Annotated in this window: 24 protein-coding genes and 1 pseudogene; 11 read left to right on the top strand and 14 right to left on the bottom strand. The window is 66.9% G+C overall.

The features are described 5' to 3' along the window. Positions 1-70 precede the first annotated feature (70 nt). The 3 genes from ACK41U_RS05770 to ACK41U_RS05760 form a co-directional block, all read right to left on the bottom strand. A complete protein-coding gene (locus ACK41U_RS05770) occupies positions 71-307 on the bottom strand; it encodes a F0F1 ATP synthase subunit C (RefSeq protein WP_090743205.1) in 237 nt (78 codons plus the stop codon). A gap of 78 nt (positions 308-385) precedes the next feature. Next, positions 386-1,135, bottom strand: a complete 750-nt coding sequence (locus ACK41U_RS05765; RefSeq protein ID WP_409677165.1) for a F0F1 ATP synthase subunit A — start codon at positions 1,133-1,135, stop codon at positions 386-388. Between the two features lie 2 nt (positions 1,136-1,137). Further along, on the bottom strand, positions 1,138-1,512 hold the full coding sequence (locus tag ACK41U_RS05760; protein ID WP_409677163.1) for an AtpZ/AtpI family protein: 375 nt from the start codon (positions 1,510-1,512) through the stop codon (positions 1,138-1,140). Positions 1,513-1,728: 216 nt separating this feature from the next. Between ACK41U_RS05760 and ACK41U_RS05755 the strand changes: the two genes are divergently transcribed. The 3 genes from ACK41U_RS05755 to ACK41U_RS05745 are packed head-to-tail and all read left to right on the top strand — an operon-like array spanning position 1,729 to position 3,870. Next, positions 1,729-2,094 (top strand): ArsR/SmtB family transcription factor, encoded by a 366-nt coding sequence (locus tag ACK41U_RS05755; protein WP_409677161.1) that lies wholly within the window; start codon positions 1,729-1,731, stop codon positions 2,092-2,094. After that, positions 2,078-2,956, top strand: coding sequence for a PfkB family carbohydrate kinase (locus tag ACK41U_RS05750; protein ID WP_409677159.1), 879 nt, complete (start codon positions 2,078-2,080; stop codon positions 2,954-2,956). Before ACK41U_RS05755 ends, ACK41U_RS05750 begins: the two co-directional genes overlap by 17 nt. Further along, complete coding sequence (locus ACK41U_RS05745) at positions 2,953-3,870, top strand: pseudouridine-5'-phosphate glycosidase (protein WP_409677157.1); 918 nt, start codon at positions 2,953-2,955, stop codon at positions 3,868-3,870. Before ACK41U_RS05750 ends, ACK41U_RS05745 begins: the two co-directional genes overlap by 4 nt. 7 nt (positions 3,871-3,877) lie before the next feature. Here ACK41U_RS05745 and ACK41U_RS05740 read toward each other — a convergent pair whose 3' ends face one another. From ACK41U_RS05740 to ACK41U_RS05720, 5 genes are all read right to left on the bottom strand, one after another. Further along, entirely contained in the window at positions 3,878-4,942 is a 1,065-nt protein-coding gene (locus tag ACK41U_RS05740; protein ID WP_409677155.1) for a patatin-like phospholipase family protein, read from the bottom strand. 127 nt (positions 4,943-5,069) lie between these two features. After that, positions 5,070-6,197, bottom strand: a complete 1,128-nt coding sequence (gene prfB / locus ACK41U_RS05735; protein ID WP_409677153.1) for a peptide chain release factor 2 — start codon at positions 6,195-6,197, stop codon at positions 5,070-5,072. A 187-nt stretch (positions 6,198-6,384) separates the two neighbouring features. Then, the gene (locus tag ACK41U_RS05730; protein ID WP_409677151.1) at positions 6,385-8,937 is read right to left on the bottom strand and encodes a penicillin-binding protein 1A; all 2,553 of its coding nucleotides are present in this window, start codon (positions 8,935-8,937) and stop codon (positions 6,385-6,387) included. A gap of 88 nt (positions 8,938-9,025) precedes the next feature. Further along, positions 9,026-10,276 carry an N-acetylmuramoyl-L-alanine amidase gene (locus ACK41U_RS05725; protein WP_409677149.1) on the bottom strand — a complete coding sequence of 417 codons (1,251 nt, stop codon included), beginning with the start codon at positions 10,274-10,276 and terminating at the stop codon, positions 9,026-9,028. Next, a complete protein-coding gene (locus ACK41U_RS05720) occupies positions 10,273-11,406 on the bottom strand; it encodes a pyridoxal phosphate-dependent aminotransferase (RefSeq protein WP_409677147.1) in 1,134 nt (377 codons plus the stop codon). Before ACK41U_RS05720 ends, ACK41U_RS05725 begins: the two co-directional genes overlap by 4 nt. On the opposite strand from ACK41U_RS05720, the pseudogene ACK41U_RS05715 reads away from it, so the two are divergent. Beyond that, positions 11,308-12,252: pseudogene (locus tag ACK41U_RS05715) on the top strand (DsbA family protein); the annotation flags it as partial. The gene ACK41U_RS05720 and the pseudogene ACK41U_RS05715 sit on opposite strands and share 99 nt — an antisense overlap. Before the next feature lie 75 nt (positions 12,253-12,327). Here the strand turns inward: ACK41U_RS05715 and ACK41U_RS05710 are convergent. After that, on the bottom strand, positions 12,328-13,173 hold the full coding sequence (locus ACK41U_RS05710; protein WP_409677145.1) for an NAD(P)H-binding protein: 846 nt from the start codon (positions 13,171-13,173) through the stop codon (positions 12,328-12,330). 96 nt (positions 13,174-13,269) lie between these two features. On the opposite strand from ACK41U_RS05710, the gene ACK41U_RS05705 reads away from it, so the two are divergent. Then, positions 13,270-13,689: a winged helix-turn-helix transcriptional regulator gene (locus tag ACK41U_RS05705; RefSeq protein WP_409677143.1), complete on the top strand. Its 420-nt coding sequence runs from the start codon at positions 13,270-13,272 to the stop codon at positions 13,687-13,689. On the opposite strand, the gene betA is transcribed toward ACK41U_RS05705, so the two are convergent. The 3 genes from betA to betI are packed head-to-tail and all read right to left on the bottom strand — an operon-like array spanning position 13,659 to position 17,282. After that, a complete protein-coding gene (gene betA / locus ACK41U_RS05700; RefSeq protein WP_409677141.1) occupies positions 13,659-15,275 on the bottom strand; it encodes a choline dehydrogenase in 1,617 nt (538 codons plus the stop codon). The two genes, ACK41U_RS05705 and betA, sit on opposite strands and share 31 nt — an antisense overlap. After that, positions 15,262-16,719 (bottom strand): betaine-aldehyde dehydrogenase, encoded by a 1,458-nt coding sequence (gene betB / locus ACK41U_RS05695; protein WP_409677139.1) that lies wholly within the window; start codon positions 16,717-16,719, stop codon positions 15,262-15,264. The genes betA and betB overlap by 14 nt, the downstream gene beginning before the upstream one ends. Continuing rightward, entirely contained in the window at positions 16,716-17,282 is a 567-nt protein-coding gene (betI, locus tag ACK41U_RS05690) for a choline-responsive transcriptional repressor BetI (RefSeq protein ID WP_409677137.1), read from the bottom strand. The genes betB and betI overlap by 4 nt, the downstream gene beginning before the upstream one ends. An 85-nt stretch (positions 17,283-17,367) precedes the next feature. Between betI and choX the strand changes: the two genes are divergently transcribed. The 3 genes from choX to choV all read left to right on the top strand — a co-directional run bounded on the left by choX (position 17,368) and on the right by choV (position 20,250). Continuing rightward, positions 17,368-18,309, top strand: a complete 942-nt coding sequence (gene choX / locus ACK41U_RS05685; RefSeq protein ID WP_409677135.1) for a choline ABC transporter substrate-binding protein — start codon at positions 17,368-17,370, stop codon at positions 18,307-18,309. Between the two features lie 73 nt (positions 18,310-18,382). Continuing rightward, on the top strand, positions 18,383-19,231 hold the full coding sequence (gene choW / locus ACK41U_RS05680) for a choline ABC transporter permease subunit (protein ID WP_409677133.1): 849 nt from the start codon (positions 18,383-18,385) through the stop codon (positions 19,229-19,231). Next, a complete protein-coding gene (gene choV, locus ACK41U_RS05675; protein WP_409677131.1) occupies positions 19,228-20,250 on the top strand; it encodes a choline ABC transporter ATP-binding protein in 1,023 nt (340 codons plus the stop codon). Before choW ends, choV begins: the two co-directional genes overlap by 4 nt. A 9-nt stretch (positions 20,251-20,259) precedes the next feature. On the opposite strand, the gene ACK41U_RS05670 is transcribed toward choV, so the two are convergent. Next, complete coding sequence (locus ACK41U_RS05670; RefSeq protein WP_409677129.1) at positions 20,260-21,132, bottom strand: ABC transporter permease; 873 nt, start codon at positions 21,130-21,132, stop codon at positions 20,260-20,262. A gap of 502 nt (positions 21,133-21,634) precedes the next feature. On the opposite strand from ACK41U_RS05670, the gene ACK41U_RS05665 reads away from it, so the two are divergent. Further along, positions 21,635-22,729 (top strand): sugar transporter, encoded by a 1,095-nt coding sequence (locus ACK41U_RS05665; protein ID WP_409677127.1) that lies wholly within the window; start codon positions 21,635-21,637, stop codon positions 22,727-22,729. After that, on the top strand, positions 22,726-23,394 hold the full coding sequence (locus ACK41U_RS05660) for an ABC transporter ATP-binding protein (protein ID WP_409677125.1): 669 nt from the start codon (positions 22,726-22,728) through the stop codon (positions 23,392-23,394). Before ACK41U_RS05665 ends, ACK41U_RS05660 begins: the two co-directional genes overlap by 4 nt. A 35-nt stretch (positions 23,395-23,429) precedes the next feature. Here the strand turns inward: ACK41U_RS05660 and ACK41U_RS05655 are convergent, their stop codons facing one another. Continuing rightward, positions 23,430-23,813 carry a DUF2147 domain-containing protein gene (locus ACK41U_RS05655; protein WP_409677123.1) on the bottom strand — a complete coding sequence of 128 codons (384 nt, stop codon included), beginning with the start codon at positions 23,811-23,813 and terminating at the stop codon, positions 23,430-23,432. Between the two features lie 141 nt (positions 23,814-23,954). On the opposite strand from ACK41U_RS05655, the gene hisA reads away from it, so the two are divergent. Next, positions 23,955-24,671, top strand: a complete 717-nt coding sequence (gene hisA / locus ACK41U_RS05650; RefSeq protein ID WP_409677121.1) for a 1-(5-phosphoribosyl)-5-[(5-phosphoribosylamino)methylideneamino]imidazole-4-carboxamide isomerase — start codon at positions 23,955-23,957, stop codon at positions 24,669-24,671. Positions 24,672-24,731 lie beyond the last annotated feature (60 nt).

The raw sequence follows: 24,731 nt of genomic DNA, 5'->3' as shown, positions 1-24,731 counted from the left end.
CTACCCCATGGCCATTGAAGTCACGAAGGGGTGGGGGCTGACCCCACCCCGCCGCAAGGATGGCGCAGGATCAGACTGCGAACATCAGCAGAAGCGCGACGAGGAACGAGAAGATCCCCAGTGCTTCGGCGAAGGCCATGCCGATGAACAGCGTAGCGGTCTGGCCAGCAGCGGCCGACGGGTTGCGCAGGGCGCCTGCCAGGAAGTTGCCGGCAACGTTGCCCACACCCAGAGCGGCAAAGCCCATGCCGAATGCGGTCAGGCCGACGCCGATGTACTGGCCCAGTTCTGCGATATCACCAGTCATAATCAGTCTCCTTGCGGTTTGTAGTTTGGCGATTGGTGGTATGCGACCCCGGCGGGGCCGCACGAAAGGCGGCTGGCGTCAATGCGACGGGTGCAGCGCATCCTTGAGGTAAACACAGGTCAGGATGGTGAACACATAAGCCTGCACGAAGGCGACCAGCACCTCGAAGGCATACATGCCGACCACCGCAATGATGGCGACGGGGGCAACAGCGGCGATGGCTGCAAAGCCCGCGAACACCTTGATGACGGCGTGGCCCGCGATCATGTTGCCGGCCAGACGAATGGACAGGCTCAGCGGGCGGACAAAGTAGCTGATGACCTCGATCACGGCCAGGATCGGACGCACGGCCAGCGGCGCCGAGCGGATCCAGAACAGGTCGAGGAAATGGGCGCCGTTCTTGACGAAACCGATGATGGTCACGCCCAGAAACACCGCCATGGCCAGCACGCCGGTCACGGCGATATGCGAGGTGACGGTGAAGGCCATCGGCACCAGACCCAGCAGGTTGGCGAACACGATGAACATGAACAGCGTCAGCACATAGGGGAAATAACGCAGCCCGTCCTTGCCTGCGATGTCCTCGATCATCTTGTGAACCAGCCCGTAAGCCAGTTCCGCGACCGATTGCGCGCGGTTGGGGACGATGGCGCGGCCACGGGTGCCCAGAACCAGCACGGCAATCGCTGCCAGCGCGGTCAGGAACAGCCACAGCGTGACGTTTGTCGGCGTGTACCACGCCACCGCCTCGCCGCCGAACAGCGGTTTGACGATGAACTGGTCCATCGGGTGGAATTCTAGGCCGCCGCCAGTTGCTTCCGTCGCCACGATCAGTCCCTCTCGTCGCTTTCCGGCGTTTCGCCGGGTTTTACGCCTTCCGGCTTGGGGCCGGATTTCCTGTCAAGCTCGGACGCGGTGCGCATCATGGTCTTGATGCCGGCCGCAAGGCCGAGGAAGATGAACAGGACCATCAGGAACGGCTTGGTGCCGAGCAGATAATCCAGTCCGAAACCGACTGCGAAACCCAGCCCGAGGCCGGTCACCAGTTCGATCACCATCCGCCAGGCCAGATTGGCCTGTTCGTATTTTCCCATCGGGCCGGGGCCGCGAGGTTTGGGGGTCAGCTCGGCGATGCGCCGTTCCAGTGCAGCCAGCCGGTCGGCATCCGCCGCCCTGTCATCGCCGCCCTGGGGCTTTTCGGCCACGTCTCACGCCCCCGTGTTTGCTGCGGGCTGTCTAGGGGCTGGCGGCGGTCAAGTCAAGCGCAGGGATCAGACTGTTAAGTTATTGATAGTTATTATTTTTGTTCTGCGTCGCCCAACCAGCCCCTGCTTGCATTCCCCGCCGCCACGGGCCATCATTCAACCGCCGAGTTGACCATTCCCGCCGATCTGCGGCCCTTGATGGATGTTTTTGCGCATATGCCCCCCACTTTGGCACCGCTCCTGCCCGACCGGCTGGACCAGATCTTTGCCGCTCTGGCCGATCCGACCCGCCGCCGCGTGTTGTCGATGCTGCTGGAGGATGACATGGCCGTCAGTGACGTGGCCCAGCCCTTTGCCATGAGCCTTGCCGCCATCTCGAAACATCTGGCGGTGCTTGCAGCCGCCGGTCTGATCCTGCAAGAGCGGCGGGGCCGGATCACATGGTGCAAGCTGGACCCTGACGGGATGCGTACGGCCTCGGTCTGGATGCAGGGCTTCGGGCAGTTCGACCCGGTGGATCTGGACGATTTCGAGCGTTTTCTGAACGCGCAGCTGAGGGATGGCGATGACGAAGACGCCTGACATATTGTGCATCGGCGCCATGCTGTGGGACGTGATCGGCCGTGCGCCCCGCCGGATGGCACCGGGCGCCGATGTGCCGGGCCGCATCCGCCACCTGCCCGGCGGCGTGGCGCTGAACGTGGCCGTGGCGCTGGCGCGCTGGGGGCTGTCGCCTGCTGTGCTGTCCGCCGTGGGCCGCGACCCCGAAGGCGAGGCGCTGATCGCGCAGGCCGCGCGGCTTGGCGTGCTGACCGGCTATCTGAGCCGCGACACCGGCCTGCCGACCGACTGCTATATGGGGATCGAGGACAGCGAGGGGCTGATCGCCGCCATTGCCGATGCGCATTCGCTGGAACAGGCGGGGGCCGCGATCCTGACGCCGCTGGACGCCCTGCCGCACTGGACCGGGCCAGTGGTGCTGGACGGCAATCTGACCGAGGATTTGCTGGACCGCATCGCCCGTGACCCGCGCCTGACAGGCGCCGATCTGCGCGTGGTCCCGGCCAGCCCCGGCAAGGCCGAACGGCTGGAGCCGCTGATCGCTGCCCGGCGCGGCTGCTTTTATCTCAACCGGCTGGAGGCCGAGATCCTTGCGGGCCGCGCATATCCCGATGCCGCCTCAGCCGCCGAGGCGGTGGTGGCGCGCGGTGCGGCGCGGGTGCTGGTGACCGATGGTGCCAACCCTGCCGCCGAGGCGGTGGCGGGCGGCCCGACCCTGACCCATCGCCCGCCCGCCGTGACCATCGCGCGGGTCACCGGGGCGGGCGATTGTTTTCTTGCGGCGCATCTGGCCGCCGAGCTTGACCACCAGCCGCGCGATGCGGCTTTGGCGCGCGCGGTCTCGGCCGCTGCCGCCCATGTTTCTGGAAAGGACGTCCCGTGACCCTCTCTCTGCCCCTGACCTATTCCCCCGACGTGGCCGAGGCGCTGGCCGCGGGCCGCCCTGTCGTGGCACTGGAATCGACCATCATCACCCATGGCATGCCCTGGCCGCAGAACCTTGAGATGGCCCGCAAGGTCGAGGCCACCATCCGCGAGGGCGGCGCCACGCCCGCCACCATCGCCGTCATGGGCGGTCAGATCCATATCGGCCTGACCGACGAGGTGCTGACCGCACTGGCCCGGACCCCGCCCGCCGAGGCGATGAAGCTGTCGCGCGCCGATCTGGCGGTCTGCGTCGCCAATGGCCGCACCGGCGCCACCACGGTCGCCGCGACGATGATCTGCGCGCATCTGGCGGGCATCCGCGTCTTTGCCACCGGCGGCATCGGCGGCGTGCATCGCGGCGCCGGGGACAGCTTTGACATCTCGGCCGACCTGCACGAGCTGGCGCTGACCCCGGTGACGGTGGTGGCGGCGGGCGCCAAGGCAATCCTCGATCTGCCCAAGACATGGGAGGTGCTGGAAACCCTCGGCGTGCCGGTCATCGCCTATGGTCAGGACGAATTGCCCGCCTTCTGGTCGCGCAGCTCAGGCATCGCGGCGCCCCTGCGCATGGACAGCCCCGAAGAGATCGCCGCCGCCGCCGGGATGCGCGCGGCGCTTGGGCTGCGCGGCGGCCAGCTGGTCACCAACCCGATCCCCGAGGACGCGGAAATCCCGCAGGCCGAGATCACCCCCGTCATCGAACAGGCACTGGCCGAGGCGCAGGCGCAGGGCATTGCCGCCAAGGCGGTCACGCCCTTCCTGTTGCAGCGGATCTTCGAGCTGACCGAGGGCCGGTCGCTGCAATCGAACATCGCGCTGGTGCTGAACAATGCCCGGCTTGGCGCGCGCATTGCGGTGGCGATGGGCTGACCGGCCCTCAGCGAACAGTGGTGCCCGCGAACAGGGCCGACAGATCGAAGCTGTCGGCCTCGTTCAGCTTGTCGGCATGCTCGGTCAGGAAGGTATCGGCGGCGGTCTGCCCGGCCTTTTTCATCTGATCCAGCAGGCCGGGCCGGGGCATCATCTTGGACCGCGCGTTCAGATCGGTCATCAGCGCGTCATCCATGATCATGTGGATCAGCACGTTCTTCATGGATTTGTCGGTCAGCCGGTTCTCGGCGAACAGTTCCTTGACGAAATTGATCGCGCGCAGCTGCGACATCAGCGAGCTGTTAAAGCTGATCTCATTCACCCGGTCCGAGATTTCGACGGGCGTGCGCGGCAATTCGCAGCGCACCATCGGATTGATCGCCACCACCATGATGTCGCGCGGAAAACGCGGGCGATACAGCGGAAACAGCGCCGGGTTGCCCGCAAAGCCGCCATCCCAGTAGGCGTCGATCTGCCCCGTTTCCGGGTCGGCAATCTCGACCGCCTGAAACAGCGTCGGCAGGCAGGCCGAGGCCATGACCGCCTCGACCGTGGCCTGCGCGCCGGTAAAGACCCGGATGCGCCCGGTGCGGACATTGGTGGCCGAGATGAACAGATCCGGGCCGTCCGGGCCGCCAAAGTCGGGATGCGGCAATTCCCGCATCAGCGCCCCCAGCGGGTTCACATAGAACGGGCCGTAATCATAGGGGCTGATGATGCGGGTCAGATTGTCCAGCCATGCGGCGGGCGAGACCAGCTCGGTCCAGCGCTGGAACCCGCGGGTCATCGGCATCAGCGACTGCATCCAGCGCACCATGCGGTTGTCGCTCATGGCGCCCACCTCGGCCCACAGCGCGTCCAGATTGTCGCGCGCGGCCCGCCGGCCCGCAGCGCCTGTCCGCACCGCCAGCCCCGCCTTCAGCGCCGCCCCGTTCAGCGCCCCGGCCGAGGCGCCGGTGATCGCCGCAATCTCCAGCCAGTGCTCGTCCAGCAGCCGGTCCAGCACACCCCAGGTAAAGGCGCCATGCGCACCGCCGCCCTGCAACGCCAGATTGATTCTCTTGTCCTTCAAGGTCCGCACCCCTCACCATGCACCCGCAGCATGATACAAACATCGGCAAACCGCACAAGTTCCGCACCCATGCTGCATTGCAGCATCATGGCCGCTGCGTCAGCGATGCGGGCGCGGCCCTGCCATGTCAGTCACCGGCATTCGCCTCGGCACGGCTTTTGCCCGCCACATCCAGCGCCAGCGTCGCGGCCATGAAGCGGTCCAGATCGCCGTCCAGCACGCCCTGCGTGTCGCTGGTTTCCTCGGAGGTGCGCAGGTCTTTTACCATCTGGTAGGGATGCAGCACATAGGACCGGATCTGGTTGCCCCAGCCCGCATCGCCCTTGGCGGCGTGCTGGGCGTTGATTTCCGAATTCCGGCGGTCCAGCTCCATCTGATACAGCCGCGCCTTCAGCGCCGCCATCGCGTTGGCCCGGTTCTGGTGCTGCGACTTTTCGGAACTGGTCACGACGATATTGGTGGGCAAGTGGGTGATCCGCACCGCCGAATCGGTGGTGTTGACGTGCTGCCCGCCCGCGCCCGAGCTGCGATAGGTGTCGATGCGGATGTCGCGGTCGGGGATGTCGATCTCGATATTCTCGTCCACCACCGGATAGACCCAGATGCTGCTGAAGCTGGTATGTCTGCGCGCCGCGCTGTCATAGGGGCTGATCCGCACCAGCCGGTGCACGCCCGATTCCGATTTCAGCCAGCCATAGGCATTGTGCCCGGCGATCTTGTAGGCGGCGCTGCGGATGCCCGTCTCGTCGCCCTGCGTCTCGGACAGCAGCTCGACCTCATAGCCCTTTTTCTCGGCCCAACGCACATACATCCGCGCCAGCATGCTGGCCCAGTCGCAGCTTTCCGTGCCGCCCGCGCCCGCGTTGATCTCCAGGAACGTGTCGTTGGCATCCGCCTCGCCGTTCAGCAGCGCCTCAAGTTCCTTTTGCGCGGCCATCGTGGCCAGCGCCTTGAGGTTCGCCTCGGCCTCGGCGACCAGATCGCCGTCGCCCTCGGCCTCGGCCAGTTCGACCATCTCGGCATTGGCGGACAGATCGCCCTCGATCCGGCGATAGGTGTCGATCGCCTCGGACAGGGACTGCCGCTCGCGCATCAGCTTTTGCGCGCGGGCCGGGTCGGACCACAGATCGCCATCCTCGATCATGGCGTTCATCTCTTCCAGCCGGTGCGGCGCGGTCGTCCAGTCCAGCCGCTGCCCCAGCAGGGTCAGCGAGCGGCGGATGGCTTCGATCGTGGACTGCGTCTCGGCGCGCATGGGCAGGCTTCCTCCGGGTCTGGCGTCAGGTCAGGGGTGATACCGTGCGCGCGCCGCCGCGGCAAGAGCCGCGCAACCGCTGCGGCACCGGGTGAGATGGCGGGTGACATGGCGGGGGGTGCGGGGGGCGGGGGGTGCGGGGGGCGGCGAAGCCCCCCGCGCCATCGCGGGACGCATTATCGCCGCCTCAGTAAAGCCCGCCCGATGACATGGTGCCGAAATCGGTGCGCTTGGGGATCACCCGCCGCTCGCCCGTCGAGGTGGTGATCGAGGTCGAGGCGCGGCTGTCCGCCCCCGCCTCCCATGGCAGCGTGACCGGCCCGTCGCCAAAGCCCGACACGACCAGCGGCACGCCCCAGTCGGGGTCCGCGCCGTCGCGGAAATACTCGGCGATCACGTTCGGGCCGGTGGCGTCGTCGGGCAGGCGGCGCCCGGTCGCGCGGTCGATCTTGACCCAGTAACCGCCCGGCGGCACCTTGAAGGCCGTGCCGCCATATTCCGCCACCGCCGCCCGCATGAAGGCGTTGAACACCGGCACGCACAGCGTGCCCCCGAAGGCATTGGCCCCCAATGTGCGCGGCTGGTCAAAGCCCAGATAGCAGCCCGCGACGATATTGCTGGAATAGCCGATGAACCACACGTCCTTGGCGTCATTCGTGGTGCCGGTCTTGCCCGCGATCGGCACCGGCAGATTGACCCCGCTGCCCGATCCGCGCTGCACCGCCCCCTCCAGCATCGAGGTCAGCTGGAAGGCGGTCACCGCATCCATCACCCGTTCACGGTTGGTCTCGATCACCGGGGCCGCGCCTGCGGGCAGGGCCTGCATGCCGCAGGTCTGGCAGACCCGCTGATCGTGGCGATAGACGGTGCGCCCGCGCCGGTCCTGCACCCGGTCGACCAGCGTGGGTTCCACCCGTTCGCCGCCATTGGCAAACATCGCATAGGCCGCGACCATGCGGAACAGCGTCGTCTCCTGCGCGCCAAGCGCATTGGCCAGGAACGGGGCCAGCCGGTCGTAGACGCCAAAGCGCTCGGCATATTCGGCGACCTGGCTCATGCCGATATTGTCGGCGATGCGGATGGTCATCAGGTTGCGCGACTGTTCGATCCCGGTGCGCAGCGGCGTCGGCCCGTAATGGCGCCCCGAGGCGTTCTTGGGCTCCCACAGACCTTGCGGGGTGTTGATGCGGATCGGCTCATCCACGACGATGGTGGCCGGGGTATAGTTGTTGTCCAGCGCTGCCGCATAGACAAACGGCTTGAAGCTGGAGCCGGGCTGCCGCTGCGCCTGCGTCGCCCGGTTGAAGACCGAGGATTGATAGGAAAACCCGCCCTGCATCGCCAGAACGCGGCCGGTATTGACATCCATCGCCATGAAGCCGCCCTGCACCTCGGGCACCTGCCGCAGGGACCAGCGCACGAAGCCGCCATCGCTGTCACGGGTCACGGCGCGGACCAGCACCGCCTCGCCGGGCCGGACCAGATCGCCCGCGCCCTGCGCGCGCGGCCCAAGGCTGCCGGTCTCGCGGTCCAGCCTGCGCGCCCAGGTCACATCATCGGCGGGGATCCAGTGGCCCTCGGGCTCTTCGGCGATGCCTTCGATGCCGATGCGGGCACGCCCGCCCTCGACCGACAGCACCACCGCCGGGCGCCAGCCCGGAACATCGCGCGGCAGGCGCAGATCCCACAGGGCCGCGCGCCAGAGCGCCTCATCCGTCAGCACCTCGGGCGGCAGGACATCGCCCGTGCCGCGCCAGACGCCCCGGCCCCGGTCGTAATCCTCCAGCGCGCGCTGGAGCGCGCTTGCCGCCTCGGTCTGGAGGTCGGGGTCCACCGTCGCGCGGATCGTCAGCCCGCCGCCAAAGAATTCCTCGCGCCCGAATTCGCGGCTCAGCTGGCGGCGGATCTCGTCGGTGAAATAGTCGCGCGCCGGAAGCTGGGTCTGAAAGCCCGGAAAATCGCCGTTCTGCACCGATCGCAGCGGCAGCGCCGCCTCGGCCTGAAAGGCGGCCTCATCCAGATAGCCATTGTGCCACATCTCGCGCAGCACGTAATTGCGCCGGTCGGTCAGCCGGTCCTTGGCGCGCACCGGATGCAGCCGCCCCGGCGCCTGCGGCAGCGCGGCCAGCATCGCGGCCTCGTGCGGGGCCAGTTCCGACAGCGACTTGTTGAAATAGGTCTGGGCTGCGGCGATCACGCCAAAGCTGTTCTGGCCCAGAAAGATCTCGTTCAGATACAGTTCCAGGATCTCGTCCTTGGACAGGGTGCCTTCCAGCCGCGCGGCCAGAATCAGCTCCTTGACCTTGCGTTCGACGCTGCGGTCGCTGGACAGCAGGAAGTTCTTCATCACCTGCTGCGTGATGGTCGAGGCCCCCCGCACACTGGCGCCGCGCGACTGCACCGCCTGGTAGGCCGCAGACAGGATGCCGCGGACATCATAGCCCGGATGGGTATAGAAATTCTTGTCCTCGGCGCTGACGAAAGCCTGCTTGACCAGATCGGGCACCTCGTCGATCGGCACGAAGATGCGCCGCTCCTCGGCGAATTCATCCATCAGCTGCCCCTCGGCGGAATAGATCCGGCTGATGGTCTTGGGGGCGTATTGCGCCAGCGTCTCGTGGCTGGGCAGGTCACGGGAATAGATCCAGAAGACCGCCCCAACTGTCAGTGCCGCAAAGACGGCGGCGGTCACGATCCAGGAAAAGATCGCACCGAAGAAGGAAAGAAGACTGCGCAACACGGGCTGGGGGCCTTTCAGGAATGTGAGCCGTCTATAGCGCCGCCGCGCGACCCGGTCAAAACAACACTCGGTCAGAACGACGGCGGGTTCAGTGCCGCAACAGCCCGGCGCGCGCGGCCTCGTCGCGCCACCAGCCGGTGACGGCATCGGCCACCGCCTCGATCATGCGCGCGCGCCACATGGGATCGGACAGATTGGCGCGGTCATTTTCGTCCGACAAAAAGCCCAGTTCCAGCAGCGCCGAGGGAATATCCGGCGATTTCAGCACCGAGAACGCCGCCCCCTGCACCGGGCGCCCGTGCAGACCGATCCCCATCAGCGCCATCCGCGAGATCAGCAACTGCGCGAACGCCTCGGACCGGGGCTGGGTGTCGGTGCGCGCGAAATCCATCAGCACCGCCGCCAGCTGATCGTCCTGCCCGGTCAGGTCCAGCCCGCGCAGCATGTCGTGGCGTTCGTGCCGCAGCGCCAGTTGCGCCGCCGCGCGGTCATCGGCGGCGGGGTTCCAGATATAGACCGTCGCCCCCGCTGCGTGCCCCTGCGGCAGCGCATCGGCATGCAGCGACAGAAACAGATCCGCCCCCGAGGCGCGTGCCGCCGTCAGCCGCCCCTGAAGGCTGACGAAGGCGTCCCGCTCGCGCGTCATCGCCACCTCGACCCCCCGCGCCTGCAAGGCCGTGCGCAGCTCCAGCGCAAAGGCCAGCACCAGCGCCGCCTCGGTCTCTCCCCCGGCCTGCGCGCCCGGATCAAAGCCGCCATGGCCGGGGTCCAGCATCACGGTCAATGTCGCGGGGCGGGCCACGGGCGGCGGCAGGTCGGCGGGATCGGGCAGATCACGCAGCGCCGTCGTGGCCGAGGGGCGCGGCGCGAAATCGGCCTCGGAGACCGGTTTCAGGCGCAGGGTGATGCGCGGCTGCACGCCCGACGCCGCCTGCCCCGCCTCGGCAATGCGGTAAAAACCCGGCAATTCGATCACGATGCGGGACCAGCCCTGCTGAAAGCTGCCCCAGCGGATTGCCGGTGCAAGATCATGGCCGAACAGATCGCCGGGCGATTGCCCCGTCAGGTCGACACCCTGCAGATCGACCACCAGCCGCGCCGGATCACCCACCAGAAACACGCGGTACGGCACCGGCTGCGACAGGGTCAGCGTCAGGTCCAGCGGCGCAGGCCCGAACCAGCCCCCGAACCAGCCGCCGCCCCCCCCACCGAACCATCCCCGGCCGGCCTCGGTCAGCGACGAGGCGCCAAGGTCGATCCGCGCGCGATCCTGCGCCATGGCAGGCGGCACCAGACCCACAGCCAGCAGCATCGCCAGAAGCACGGCAATGACCCTCATCGCGCCGCCATGAAACGTTCCAGTCGGCGCAGCCCTTCGGCAATGTCGGCCGTCGCGCGAGCATAGGAAAAGCGCAGCGTCCCGCGCCCGCGATCGGGGTCGAAATCCAGACCGGGGGTTACGGAGACGCCCGCCTTTTCAAGGATTTCCGCCGCAAAGCTGACAGAATCCCCGGTCAGATGCGAGACATCGGCATAGATGTAGAACGCACCTTCGGGCGGGGCGATGCGGTGAAAGCCCGCGCGGGGCAGACCTTCCAGCATCAGACGCCTGTTTTCGGCGTAATATGATAGGTTTGCCTCGGCTTCCTCGATGCAATCTAGGGCGGCCAGCGCGGCGACCTGACTGGCATGGGGCGGGCAGATGAACAGGTTCTGGGCCAGCCGCTCGACCGTGCGGACCATTGTTGGCGGCACGACCATCCAGCCGACCCGCCACCCGGTCATGGAAAAGTATTTGCTGAAAGAGTTTATGACGACAACTTCATCCGTTACCTCAAGGGCCGAGACGCAGCGCGTGCCATAGGACAGCCCGTGGTAGATCTCATCCGAGATCAGCGCCATGCCGCGCGCCTGCGCCGCCTGCGCCAGCGCCGCCAGTTCGTCCCGCGTCAGCACCGTGCCCGAGGGATTGCCCGGCGAGGCAAGGATCAGCCCCTGCGCATCCGGCAGATCGCCGGGGCGCGGCTGATAGCGGTCCTCGGGCCGGGTCGGGATGCCCACCGGGTCCAGCGACATGGCGCGCAGGATCTGGCGATAGCTGGGATAGCCCGGATAGCCCATCGCCACCCGGTCGCCCGCATCGAACAGCGCTGAAAACGCAAGGATAAAGGCGCCGCTGCTGCCCGGCGTCACCACCACCCGCGCCGGGTCCAGATCCACGCCATACCAGCGGCGGTACAGATCCGCGATGCCCTGACGCAGTGCGGGCAGGCCAAGGGCGACAGTATAGCCAAGCGGTGCCTCCAGCGCGTCGGCCAGGGCGCGGCGGGCACCGGCGGGCGCGGGCGTGCCGGGCTGGCCGACCTCCATATGGATGATGTGGCGCCCTGCGGCCTCGGCCCGTGCTGCCGCCTCCATGACATCCATGACGATGAACGGGTCCACCTGCCCGCGTTGCGACTGCCGCATCTGCCCGACCTTCCTTTTTCCCTGCGGTTTAGCGCGGCTTGCCCGGCCAAACCAGTTCTTTGCGCGCGAAAGGCCAGATCGCGGGAAGCTGATCGTCGCTTGCTTGCCTTCGCGGCGCCGGGGCGGCACTCTGCCCGCGACCGAACACGGGAAAGAGTGCCGATGAAACGCCTGATTGCCGCGCTGCTGCTGTCCGCCACGCCTGCCGCAGCCCTGGACCTGTCCGCGATGACCGAAACCGAGCGCGCGGCCTTTGGCAGCGCGGTGCGCGACTATCTGATGGAAAATCCGCAGGTGCTGGTCGAGGCGATCAATGCGCTGGAGGAGCGGCAGGCCGAGGCGGGGGTCGAGAATGACCGCGCGCTGGTCGCCGCCAACCACGACGCCATTTTCGAGGATGGCGCAAGCTGGGTCGGCGGCAACCCCGAGGGCGAACTGGATGTGGTCGAATTCATCGACTATCGCTGCACCTATTGCCAGCAGTTCAACCCCGAGGTTCAGGAAACTGTCGAGAATGATGGCAATATCCGGCTGATTCTGAAAGAACTTCCGATTCTTGGCGAGGAAAGCGAACTGGCCGCACGCTTTACCGTCGCGGTGCTTCAGATCGCGGGCGACGAGGCCTATCTGGCCGCCCATAACGCGCTGATGGGCGGCATGCGCGGCGGCATCACCGCCCAGAGCCTTGCGGCGCTTGCGGGTCAGATCGGGGTCGATTCTGACGAGGTGATGAACCGGATGCAGACCGAATCGGTCAGCTCGGTCCTGCGCGCCAACCAGGAACTTGCCGCCACTCTGGGTGTCCGGGGCACGCCTGCCTTTGTCATCGGCGATCAGATGCTGCGTGGCATGCCCCGCGCCGGTCTGGCCGCCAGCCTCGAGGCCGTCCGCGCGGGGTCCTACCCCCTCGCGGCGGGGTGGTTACTCCGGCAGCGCAGCCGCGACCGCATCGGCCAGCGGGCGCGACGGACGCCCGATCAGCCGCGCCAGCACCGTGCCATCGCCCATCAGCGCGCCATCGGCCGCCAGCGCGTCAAAGCTGGCCAGCTTGGCGGCAAAGCCTGCGGGCACGCCTGCCCCGGCCAGTGCCGCCGCGTAATCCGCCTCGGGCAGGTTCACAAAGGGGATCTCGCGCCCGGTCTGGCGCGAGATTTCGGCGGCCAGTTCGGCAAGCGTGAAGGCAGGCGCGCCCGCCAGCTCGTAGGTCTGGCCCTCATGCCACGCGCCGGTCAGCACCACGGCGGCGGCCTCGGCGTAATCCGCGCGGGCGGCGGCGGCGATCCGGCCCGCGCCTGCGGCGCCGTAAAGCGTGCCAAGCGACAGCGTGGCGGGAATGCTGCCGGTGTGATTCTCCTGATACCAGCCATTGCGCAGGATCGTCACGGCCAGCCCGGATGCGTGCAGCATCGCCTCGGTTTCGCGGTGCTCGTCCGCCAGGCTGAGGGGCGAGCGGTCGGCATGCAGCAGGCTGGTATAGACGATGCGGCGGACGCCCGCCGCCTGCGCGGCCTCGATCACGGCGCGGTGCTGGGGCGTGCGGCGCCCGATCTCGTTGCCCGAAATCAGCATCAGCGTGTCGACCCCGGCCAATGCAGGCCCAAGCGTTCCGGGGTGGTCGTAATCGGCGGCGCGGGTCCGGACCGGCAGGTTGGCGGCCTCGGGCGCACGCGCCAGACCGATCAGATCCGCCGCGCCCTGCCGGGCAATCAGCTGGTCGATGATCAGGCGGCCCAGCTGGCCGCTGGCGCCGGTGATTGCGATGGTCATGGTCAAGTCTCCTGTCTGCGAACTCTGTGCTTGCCAGATATGGCGTAACGGCTTACTTCAAGTAAGTACGCACATTGTTGTAAGTATGGAGATGCGATGAAATCCCCCGATCAGACGACCGCCCCCCTGCCCATCAGTGAGCATCTTCGCCGCGGGCAGGTGCTGTCGGCGGCCTGCCCTTCGCGCGCGGTGCTGCGGGTGGTGACAAGCCAATGGGGGGTGCTGGTGCTGATGGTGCTGACCGAGGGCACGCATCGCTTCAGCGCGCTGCGCCGCCGGGTGGGCGGCGTCAGCGAGCGGATGCTGGCCGAGACGCTGAAACGGCTTGAGGCGCATGGGCTGGTCAACCGGGTGGCCTATCCGGTGGTGCCGCCGCAGACCGAATATTCGCTGACGCCTCTGGGCCGCGAGGCGGCAGCCCTTGTCGGCGCGCTGGCCGACTGGGTCGAGGTCAAGCTGCCGCAGATGCTGCCTGCGGATGCGCCTCAGCTGGCAGAGAGCCGCCCCAGAATGTGATCGGCGGCCTTTTCGCCGACCATGATCGACGGCCCGTTGAGATTGCCATTGGTGACGCGCGGAAAGACCGAACTGTCGGCCACGCGCAGCCCCTCGACGCCGATCACGCGCAGATCGGGATCGACCACGGCGCCCGCATCATGGGCCGCGCCCATGCGGGCGGTGCCGCAGGGGTGATAGGCCGATTCGGCATGCTCGCGGATGAAGGCGTCGATCTGATCGTCGGTCTGCACATCATCGCCCGGCTGGATCTCGTCCCCGCGATAGGGGGCAAAGGCGGGCTGGTCAAAGATGCGCCGGGTGTGGCGGACGCAGGCGCGGAACTCGGCCCAGTCATCGGGATGGGACATGTAGTTGAAGCGGATCTCGGGCGCGGCCTCGGGATCGGGGCCGGTCAGCCGCACCGTGCCGCGCGATTTAGACCGCATCGGGCCGACATGGGCCTGAAACCCGTGCCCCTTGGCCGCCGCCTTGCCGTCATAGCGCACCGCCAGCGGCAGGAAGTGATACTGGATGTCGGGATAATCGACCGCATCGGACGACCGGATGAAGCCGCAGCTTTCGAACTGGTTCGAGGCGCCCAGCCCGGTCTTCTGCAACAGCCATTCCAGCCCCACCCGGCCCTTGCCCAGCAGGCTGTAATAGGTATACAGCGTCACCGGCTTCAGCGACTTGTATTGCATATAGATTTCAAGGTGATCCTGAAGGTTCGCGCCGACGCCGGGCCGGTCGGCCAGAGGCGTGATGCCATGGTCGCGCAGGTGATCTGCGGGGCCTATGCCTGACAGCATCAGGATCTTGGGCGTGTTGATCGAACTGGCCGAGATGATCACCTCGCGGCCCGCCAGCACCGCCTCGATCCGGCCCTTGCGCGCGATCTCGACGCCGGTGGCGCGGTTGCCGTCGAACAGCACCCGTCGCGCCATGGCGCGGATCACCGTCAGACGCCCGGTCTTTTTCGCGGGCCGCAGATAGGCATTGGCGGCGGACCAGCGGCGGCCCTTCCAGATCGTCGCCTCCATCGGGCCGAACCCCTCCTGCTGGGCGCCGTTATAGTCGACGGTGCGCGGCCAGCCCGCCTGCGCCCCCGCCTCGATGAAGGTGTTGAACAGCGGGTTCTTGCGCTTGCCGCGCGTGATGTGCAGCGGCCCGTCGGTGCCGCGCAGGGTCGAGGGCGCCTCGCCGTGCCATGTCTCCATCCGCTTGAAATAGGGCAGCACGCCGGCATAATCCCAGCCGGTCGCGCCCATCTCGGCCCAATGGTCGAAATCCTTCGGGTTGCCGCGCACAAAGACCATGCCATTGATCGAGGACGACCCGCCCAGCACCTTGCCGCGCGGCGTGGCCAGCCTGCGACCGCCCAGATGCGGTTCGGGCTGGGTGGCAAAGCCCCAGTCATAGCGCGGCATGTTCATCGGATAGGACAGCGCACCGGGCATCTGGATGAACGGGCCCATATCGCTGCCGCCGAATTCGATCAGCGTGACGGTGCGCCCGGCCTCGGTCAGCCGATAGGCCAGCGCACAGCCCGCGCTGCCCGCGCCGATGATGACATAGTCGCTGGAGGGGGTGTCAGTAGGGCGCATCGACGCCTCCCATGGCGACATAGACGGATTTCAGCTGCGAGTAATGCTCGATCGCGGCCGCCGAATTCTCGCGCCCCAGACCCGACAGCTTGACGCCGCCAAAGGGCATCTGCACCGGCGTCAGGTTATAGGTGTTGATCCAGCAGGTGCCCGCCTCAAGCCGCGCGATCACCCGATGGGCGCGGGTCAGATCGCGGGTGAAGACGCCCGCCGCAAGGCCAAAGCCGGTGCCATTGGCGCGGGTGATGGCCTCGTCCTCATCGACAAAGCTCAGCGCCGTCATCACCGGGCCGAAAATCTCGTCGGTGGCGATGGCCATGTCGTCGGTGGCGTCGGCCAGAACCGTGGGCGGGATGAACGCCCCCTCGCCCGGCCCGCCGCAGACCAGCCGCGCACCTGCCGCAAGCCCGCCCTCGATGGCGGCGCGGATCTTGGCGGCCTGCGCGGGGTTGATGATGGGGCCGTGATTCGTGGCCGGGTCCAGCGGATCGCCCATGCGGACCTGCCGCACCCGCTCGGCCAGACGGTCAAGGAACGCGTCCCGGATCCCCTGTTGCAGAAACACCCGCGTCCCGTTCGAGCAGACCTGCCCCGAACTGTAGAAATTCGCCAGAATCGCCGCGCTGACGGCATCTTCCAGATTGGCGTCGTCAAAGACGATCATCGGGGATTTACCGCCCAGCTCCATCGTCACATGGCGCATCCCCTCGGCGGCGGCGGCATAGACGCGCCGCCCCGTGGGCACCGAGCCGGTCAGCGAGACCTTGGCCACATCGGGATTGGTGACCAGCGCCGCGCCGACCGCGCCGCGCCCCTGCACCACATTGAAGACACCCGGCGGCATCCCGGCCTGAATGAAGATCTCGGCCAGTTTCAGCGCCCCCAGCGGCGTTTCCTCGGACGGCTTGAAGACCATCGTATTGCCCATGACCAGCGCGGGCGCGGCCTTCCAGCAGGCGATCTGGCTGGGATAGTTCCACGCCCCGATGCCCGCACAGACGCCCAGAGCCTCGCGCCGGGTATAGGCCCAGTCCTGCCCCATCGGGATCATCTGGCCGGTCAGCGTCGCGGCCAGCCCGGCGAAATATTCCAGCGCCGCCGCCCCCGAGGGCCAGTCCGCGACCAGCGTTTCCTGAATCGGCTTGCCGGTGTCCAGCGTCTCCAGCCGGGCCAGTTCCTCGTTTCGCTCCATGATGATGGCGGCGGCACGGCCCAGGATGCGGCCCCGCTCCAGCGGCGCCAGCGCGGCCCATGCGGGTTGCGCGGCGCGGGCGGTGGCGCAGGCCTGCGCGACCTGTGCGGCGGACGCCTCAAGCAGGGTGGCGATCACCTCGCCGGTATAGGTATAGCGGACGGGCAGCGGATCACCCTGCCCCTCGACCGGCTGGCCATCGATGAACAGGCTGGCGGTGGGCTGGGCGGAATGCGCGCTCTGCTGGCTCATGTGAGGGCCTCGTCGAGATAGGTTTCAATGACATGGCGGGCGATGCCGCCATCGGTCGGGCCGGGGGTCAGCACGGTGCGCAGATAGACGCCGTCGATCAGCGCCCCCAGCGTGTCGGCCACCTGCGCGGGATCGGGGGTCAGCCCCCGCAGCGCCACGATCAGATTGGACCGCAACCGGCGGTGATAGACATTCAGCAGGCGGCGGGCCTCGGGGTTGATCAGCGCCAGCGCGTAAAAATTCAGCCAGGCGCTGACCGTCTCGCGCTGAAAATTCACCGGCGCGAAGCTGGCCGCCACGATGGCCTCCAGCCGCCCGCGCGGGCCCTGCCCCGGCAGCGCCTGCCGCACCGTCTCGCCATAAGTGCGCAGGATATAGCGCATCGCCGCCAGAAACATCTGGTCCTTGGAGCCGAAATAGTGATGCGCCAGCGCAGGCGACATGCCCGCACGCTTGGCGATCTGCGCCACAGTCACGTCCAGTGAGCCTGCGCGGCCCACCTCGTAGATGGCAGCGTTGATCAGCGCGGCTTTTCGGATAGGCTCTGCCCCAAGCTTCGGCATGATGCACCTGCGTTCAAGATTTCTGTTGCCTTGCCGGTCCTATGTAACGTTAATTGACTGACCAATCAAGAACAGGGAGTCTCCGATGATGTATTTCCGCCCCGTATCTGTCCTTGCCGCCTGCGCCGTTCTGGCCCAGCCCGCCTTCGCGCAAGAGCCCGAGCATTGCCGCAAGGTGGTGTTTTCCGATGTCGGCTGGTCGGACATCACGGCGACGACGGCGCTGGCCTCGACCGTGCTGGGGGCGCTTGGCTATGAGACCGAGACCCGCATCCTGTCGGTGCCGGTGACCTATACCGCGCTGTCCACCGATGACGTCGATGTGTTTCTGGGCAACTGGATGCCCACGATGGAGGCCGACATCGCCCCCTATCGCGACACCGGCACGGTCGACACGGTGCGCACCAATCTGACCGGCGCCAAATACACGCTGGCCACCAATCAGGCGGGCGCCGATCTGGGCATCACCGATTTCGCCTCGATCGCCGATCAGAAAGAGGCGCTGGACGGCAAGATCTATGGCATCGAGCCGGGCAATGACGGCAACCGCCTGCTGCTGGAGATGGTGGCCATGGACCAGTTCGGTCTGGGTACGTTCGAGATCGTGGAATCCAGCGAACAGGGGATGCTGGCGCAGGTCGCGCGCGCCTCGGACCGCGACACGCCGGTGGTCTTTCTGGGATGGGAGCCGCATCCGATGAACGCCCAGATCCGGATGACCTATCTGACCGGCGGCGACGATATTTTCGGCCCCGATCTGGGCGGCGCCGAGGTGCGCACCAACACCCGCGCGGGCTATGTCGAGGAATGCCCCAATGTCGGGCAGTTCCTGCAAAACCTCGAATTCACCCTGGCGATGGAGAATGAGGTGATGGGCGCGATCCTGAATGACGGGCAGGACCCGATGGCCGCCGCCCGCGACTGGCTGTCGGCCAATCCGGATGCCGCGCGCGGCTGGCTGGCGGATGTCACCACCACCGCAGGTAATGACGCCGAAGACGCGCTGATGGCGGCGCTGGAGGGCTGAGACCGGCCCCACCTCGCCGGTGCCCCGCTGGTGCACCGCGGGTGCACCGCCGGTGCGATGAACAGGAGCGCGCATGGAGCAGCTGACAGGCTGGATCACCGACAACAAGATCCCGGTGGGCCGCACGGCCAAGGCCGGTTTTGACTGGCTGAACGCCAATGCGGGATGGGTGTTCGACGTGATTTCGGACGCGATGAACGGGCTGATCGGCGCGATTCTGGGCGCGTTGCAGGCGCCGCATCCGCTGATCTTCATCGCGCTGGCGGTGGCGCTGACCTTCGCGCTGCAACGGCGGCTGACCGTGTGTCTGCTGGTCGCGGTGGGGCTGCTGTTCGTGCTCAATCAGGGTTACTGGTCCGAGATGATGCAATCGCTGACGCTGGTGCTGTCGGCCTGCATCGTCTGCATGGGGCTGGGCGTGCCCATCGGCATCGCTGCCGCGCACCGGCCCCGCCTTTACGCGTGGATGCGCCCGGTGCTGGATCTGATGCAGACCCTGCCCACCTTCGTCTATCTGATCCCGGCGATTGTCTTTTTCGGCATCGGCATGGTGCCCGGCCTGCTGGCCACCGTCATCTTCGTGCTGCCCGCGCCGATCCGGCTGACGCAGCTGGGGATCGCCTCGACTCCGCCCGCGCTGGTCGAGGCAGCCACCGCCTTTGGCGCCACGAAGCGCCAGCTTCTGTGGAAGGTCGAACTGCCAAGCGCCCTGCCGCAGATCATGGCCGGGCTGAACCAGACCATCATGCTGTCGCTGTCGATGGTGGTGATCGCGGCGTTGGTCGGCGCCTCGGGGCTGGGGGTGCCGGTCGTGCGGGCGCTGAACAGCGTCAACACCGCGCTTGGCTTTGAATCGGGGCTGGTGATCGTGGTCGTGGCCATCATCCTCGACCGGATGCTGCGGATGGAGGGCCGCAAATGACCCGCAATGCCGTGGAATTCGACCGGGTCAGCATCGTCTTTGGCGATCATCCCGACCGTGCCCTGCCGCTGATGGATGCAGGGCTGGACCGTGGCCCGATCAAGACCGAGACGGGGCAGGTTCTGGGTGTGCATGACTGCTCGCTATCGGTGGCCGAGGGCGAGATCCTCGTGCTGATGGGCCTGTCGGGATCGGGCAAATCGACGTTGCTGCGGGCGGTGAATGCGCTGAACCCGGTCTGCCGGGGCGAGGTGCGGCTGCGGCAGGGTGAGCGGATGATCAGCGTGACGGGCGCGGGCGCGCGCAACCTGCGGGAAATCCGGCTGCGCACGGTGGCGATGGTGTTCCAGCAATTCGGCCTGCTGCCCTGGCGCAGCGTGCGCGAGAATGTGGGGCTGGGGCTGGAACTGGCGGGCCTGCCTACCGCCGAACGCCGCGCGCGGGTGGACCAGCATCTCGGCATCGTGGGCCTGTCGGACTGGGCCGACAGGCGGGTGGGCGAATTGTCGGGCGGCATGCAGCAGCGCGTGGGCCTTGCCCGCGCCTTCGCGACCGAGGCGCCCGTGCTGCTAATGGACGAGCCGTTCAGCGCGCTGGACCCGCTGATCCGCGCCCGGTTGCAGGATGAATTGCTGGACCTGCAATCGCGCACCGGCCGCACGATCATCTTCGTCAGCCATGATCTGGACGAGGCGTTCAAGCTGGGCAACCGCATCGCGCTGATGGAGGGGGGGCGGATCGTGCAGACCGGCACGGCGCGCCAGATCATCGCCGATCCGGCCAATGGCTATGTTGCCGATTTCGTGGCCCATATGAACCCACTGGCGGTGCTGACCGCCGAGGATGTCGCAGAGCCCGGCGATCCGGCAGGGGCGCAGGGCGTGCCCCTGCCCCGCGATCTGCCGCTGCGCGCGGTGATGGAGCGGCTGTCGGACCATGACGCGCTGCCGCTGGTGGGCGGCGGGCAGGTCACGCGGCGCAGGGTCCTTGCGCGGCTGGCGCGGCCTGCGGGCGGCTGAGGGGGCGCCTCAGCTGTTCTGCAGATCGCGGTGATAGCGCACCAGCAACGCCAGCCCCAGCGCAAACAGCCCCAGACCTAGCGCAAACACATAGATATAGCTGATGTAATCCGCGTGATAGGCCGGATAGAACGCCATCCGCATCTGGCCGACCAGATGCACCAGCGGGTTCCACCACAGCCAGTCGCGATAGGGTTGCGGGATCGTGTCGAAGACAAAGAAGATGCACGACAGCAGGAACAGCGGCCGCATCAGGATGCTCCAGACCGATTGCCACCAGGTGAAGGCCTCGAACAGGAAGCAGTTCACCACCCCTACGGCAGAGGCAATCAGCACCGTCATCGCAAAACCAAGCGCGATATGCAGAATCTGCGGATCGGTGCGCGTGTCCATTGTCATCACAATGCCGGTAAAGATCAGAATCATGACCACGGCCTGTGTGATAGTATTGAACAGGATCCGCGCCAGCAGCGCGTCAACGAAGGTCACGGCCGGATAGGTCAGCAGCGATTTGGAGTACCGCACCGAGCCCGCCACCTTACCAGACATATCCAGATACATCATGAAGGGCACCACGCCCGTCGCATAAAAGATCGCGAAATTCGTGCCCATGGGGGGCTTTCGGAAGCCAACCGAAAAGATCAGCGTCAGCAGCACGATCCCGCCCACAGGCTCGGCGATGGTCCACAGATAGCCACCTGCCCGGCGGCCATGGCTGGTCGCCATCTCACGCAGCATCAGCGCGCCGATCGCGCGCATGCTGGCAAAGCTGCGATGTTTGCGCACCTCTTGCAGCCTGCCATCGCCCGGCGCGGGCGAACGGCGCTGTGGCAAAGGTGCCTGTTGTTTCGGCACAGGGCCGGGATGGGGCATGTCGGACATGGACGCGGGCCTTCCGCCTGACGCGGCTCACGATCCTTTGGGGGATCGGTGCTGGAACTGTTCGAAGCGCTTATGTATGAGGGCGACCAAGAGATCAACAATGCAAGGCGGGACCGCGCGCATGTCCGCTCCTCAGACCAGCCCCGCAGCCGCGTCGGCCAAGCCCGTCGCCGAATCGGGCCCCACGCCCAAACCGGTCGAACCAACACAGGAAAACCCAAAGGTCGCGGCCCCGAAACCCGCCGAGGCAAAGCAGGCCGAGCCGACACCGGCCAGCCCTCAACCGACTGAACCGAAGCCGTCGGCCATAAAACCTGCCGAAGCAAAACAGGCCGAAGCAAAGCCCCTCGCAGCAAAACAGGCCGAGTCCAAACCCGAAGCTCCAAAGCCTGCCGCCCCGAAACCTGGCGCCAACTCCGGTCCCGGCGGCAACAAGCCGGGCGGTCCGGCCCGCCCGGCCGCGCCGAAACCGCCCATCCTGCCTGCGGCGAACCCCGCGACCATGCAAAAGCGTCACTATGGCATGCTGATCAGCTTTGTGATCGTCGTCATATTGCCGGTGCTGGTCAGCGCCTGGTACCTGTATGCGCGCGCCGCCGATCAATATGCGTCTTTCGTCGGATTTTCGGTTCGCAGCGAATCGGCGCCCGGCGCATCGGAACTGCTGGGCGGGCTTGGCTCGCTGGTCGGGGTGACCGCGAACTCGACGAGCGATGCCGATATCCTGTTCAAGTTCATCCAGAGCCGCGATCTGGTCGAGCGGGTCAACAACCGCATGGATCTGCGCGAGATATGGTCCAAGGCCCCCGACGATCCGGTCTTTCGCTTTCGCGGCGATCAGACACTGGAGGGTCTGGCCAACGAGTGGGACCGCAAGATCCGCGTGCATTACGATTCGGGCATGATCGACCTGCGCATTCTGGCGTTCGAACCGCGCGACGCCCAGGCGATCGCCGAGGCGATCATGCTGGAAGGTGGCTCGCTGATCAACGAGCTGAACGATATCGCCCGAGAGGATGCGCTGCGCTATGCCCGCGAAGAGCTGGAACGCGCCGAAACCCGCCTGCGCTCCGCCCGCGCCGACATGACCGAGTTCCGCAATCGCTATCAGCTGGTCGACCCGGCGGCGGACGTTCAGGGGCAGGTCGGCGTTGTCAGCTCGCTTCAGCAGCAGCTGGCCGAACAGCTGGTCTCGCTTGGGCTTCTGCGGGCCAATGCCCAGCCCAACGATCCGCGCATCAGCCAGACCGAGCTGCGCATCGACGTGATCCGCGAACAGATCGACGCCGAGCGGCAGAAGTTCGGCTCGATGAATGGGGAAATCGCGCTGTCGGATCTGGTCGGCCAGTTCGAGACGCTGGCCGTCGACCGTCAGTTCGCCGAAACCACCTATACCGCCGCTCTGGCCAGCTATGAGGGGGCGCGGGCCGAGGCCGTGCGCCAGTCGCGTTATCTGGCGCCCTATATCCGCCCGACCCTGGCTCAGGACGCCGAGTTCCCGCAGCGCGAAAACCTGCTGGCCATGATCGCCGGGTTCATCCTGCTCTTGTGGATTATCGGAACGCTGGTGTTTTACAGCCTGCGCGACCGGCGATGATCCATCTCGACCGGCTCTGCAAGACCTACACATTGAACGGCCGCCATCAGGTGGTGGCCGACAATATCACCATGACCTTTCCGACGGGATCATCATTGGCCCTGCTGGGACGCAACGGGGCGGGGAAATCGTCGCTTCTGCGGATGATCTCGGGGGCGATGCTGCCGACATCGGGGCGCATCCTGTCGACCGGAACGATCAGCTGGCCGGTGGGGTTCGGCGGCAGTTTCAATGGCGAGCTGACGGGCGAACAGAACTGCCGGTTCGTCGCCCGGATCTATGCCGTGGATACCGACGAACTGATCAACTTCGTCAAGGACTTCGCCGAACTGGGCGAGCATTTCAACCTGCCGATCCGCACCTATTCCTCGGGGATGAAATCGCGCCTGGCCTTTGGCGTGTCGATGGCCGTCCCCTTCGACACCTATCTGGTCGACGAGGTTTCCGCCGTAGGCGACGCGTCCTTCAAGGCGAAATCCAACCGGATCTTCAAGAACCGCCTTGCGAATGCCGGGGCGGTGGTGGTCAGCCACTCGATGGGACTGATCCGCGAAATCTGCGATTGCGGCGCGGTGCTCGAAAACGGGCAGCTCAGCTATTTCGACGATGTCGAAGAGGCGATTGCGGTGCATCTGGACAATATGCACCGCCCCCGCCCGGCCTGAGGCGCGCCCGGGTCTGAAACCCGGTCCCGACGGCGTTACTGTACCCGGACCCAGGTCTGGCTCTTGCACAGCAGCCCGCCCGCGACACATCCCGACAGGCTCATCCTGTCACCGGACACAGCGGCCTTGCCGGCATAGATGCGGTCATTCGCCGGGCGCCAGACCCGGCCCTGATAATTGCCGCCGCCCGTCGCGGCCATGTCGATGACGATCTGCAGGCCAAGATTGGGCGAGGGGTACTCGGCCTGATCGCGGAATGTGCGGGTGATGGTGCCACAATAGGCGCCGCCACAAGGCGCAACCGTCACATGGGCGAAACTGCCCTCATCGGGCTGGGTCTGCCATATCCCTTCGATCGGGTCGGCGCTCGCCGCGCCCGCCCCCAGCACAAAAGCACCGGCCAGAATGATATGACGCATGGTTCCTCCTCCTCAGGATGGCCCAGATTGCGCGCATGCCCTTCCGGCTGGCAAGCATGACGTCAGGTCCGCCGCCCCTTTACGCGCGGCCACCCCGCATGCCAAAGACAGCCCGATCCCCAGACCCGACCGGAGCGCGCCATGATCCTCTACCCCGCCATTGACCTCAAGGACGGCAACTGCGTCCGCCTGCTGCGCGGCGACATGCACAAGGCCACCGTCTTCGGCACCGATCCGGCCGCACAGGCCCGCGCCTTCCAGGATGCGGGGGCACAATACCTGCACCTCGTCGACCTGAACGGCGCCTTTGCAGGCCACCCGGTCAATGCGGCGGCCGTCGAGGCGATCCTCGGCGCCACCTCGATCCCCGCCCAGTTGGGCGGCGGCATCCGCGACATGGCCACCATCGAGACCTGGCTGGCACGCGGCCTCGACCGGGTGATCCTGGGCACGGTGGCGGTCGAGAACCCGGCCTTGGTGACCGAGGCCGCCGCCGCCTTTCCGGGCCGCATCGCGGTGGGCATCGACGCCCGCAAGGGCCGCGTCGCCACCCGTGGCTGGGCGACCGAGACCGAGATCGACGCCACCGACCTCGCCCGCCGCTTCCAGGACGCAGGCGTCGCTGCCATCATCTACACCGACATCGACCGCGACGGCGCCATGGGCGGCCCCAATCTCGCCGCGACCGAGGCGCTGGCCCGCGCCGTCGCCATCCCGGTCATCGCCTCGGGCGGGGTCTCGTCGCTGGCCGACCTGCAGGCCCTGGCCGCCACCGGCGTCATCGCGGGCGCCATCTCGGGCCGCGCCCTCTACGACGGCGCGCTCGACCTGCGCGAGGCCCTCGCCGCCCTCGCCTGACCCCCTCTTCTTCACGAAAATATCCCGGGGGGAATCGCGCCCTTCGCGCGATGGGGGGCA

The sequence above is a fragment of the Paracoccus sp. (in: a-proteobacteria) genome, assembly GCF_046289755.1.
In the GTDB taxonomy this organism is placed as follows: Bacteria; Pseudomonadota; Alphaproteobacteria; order Rhodobacterales; family Rhodobacteraceae; genus Paracoccus.
Note: the sequence above shows the minus strand (reverse complement) of the source record. Positions and strands in the feature narration are given on the sequence as shown.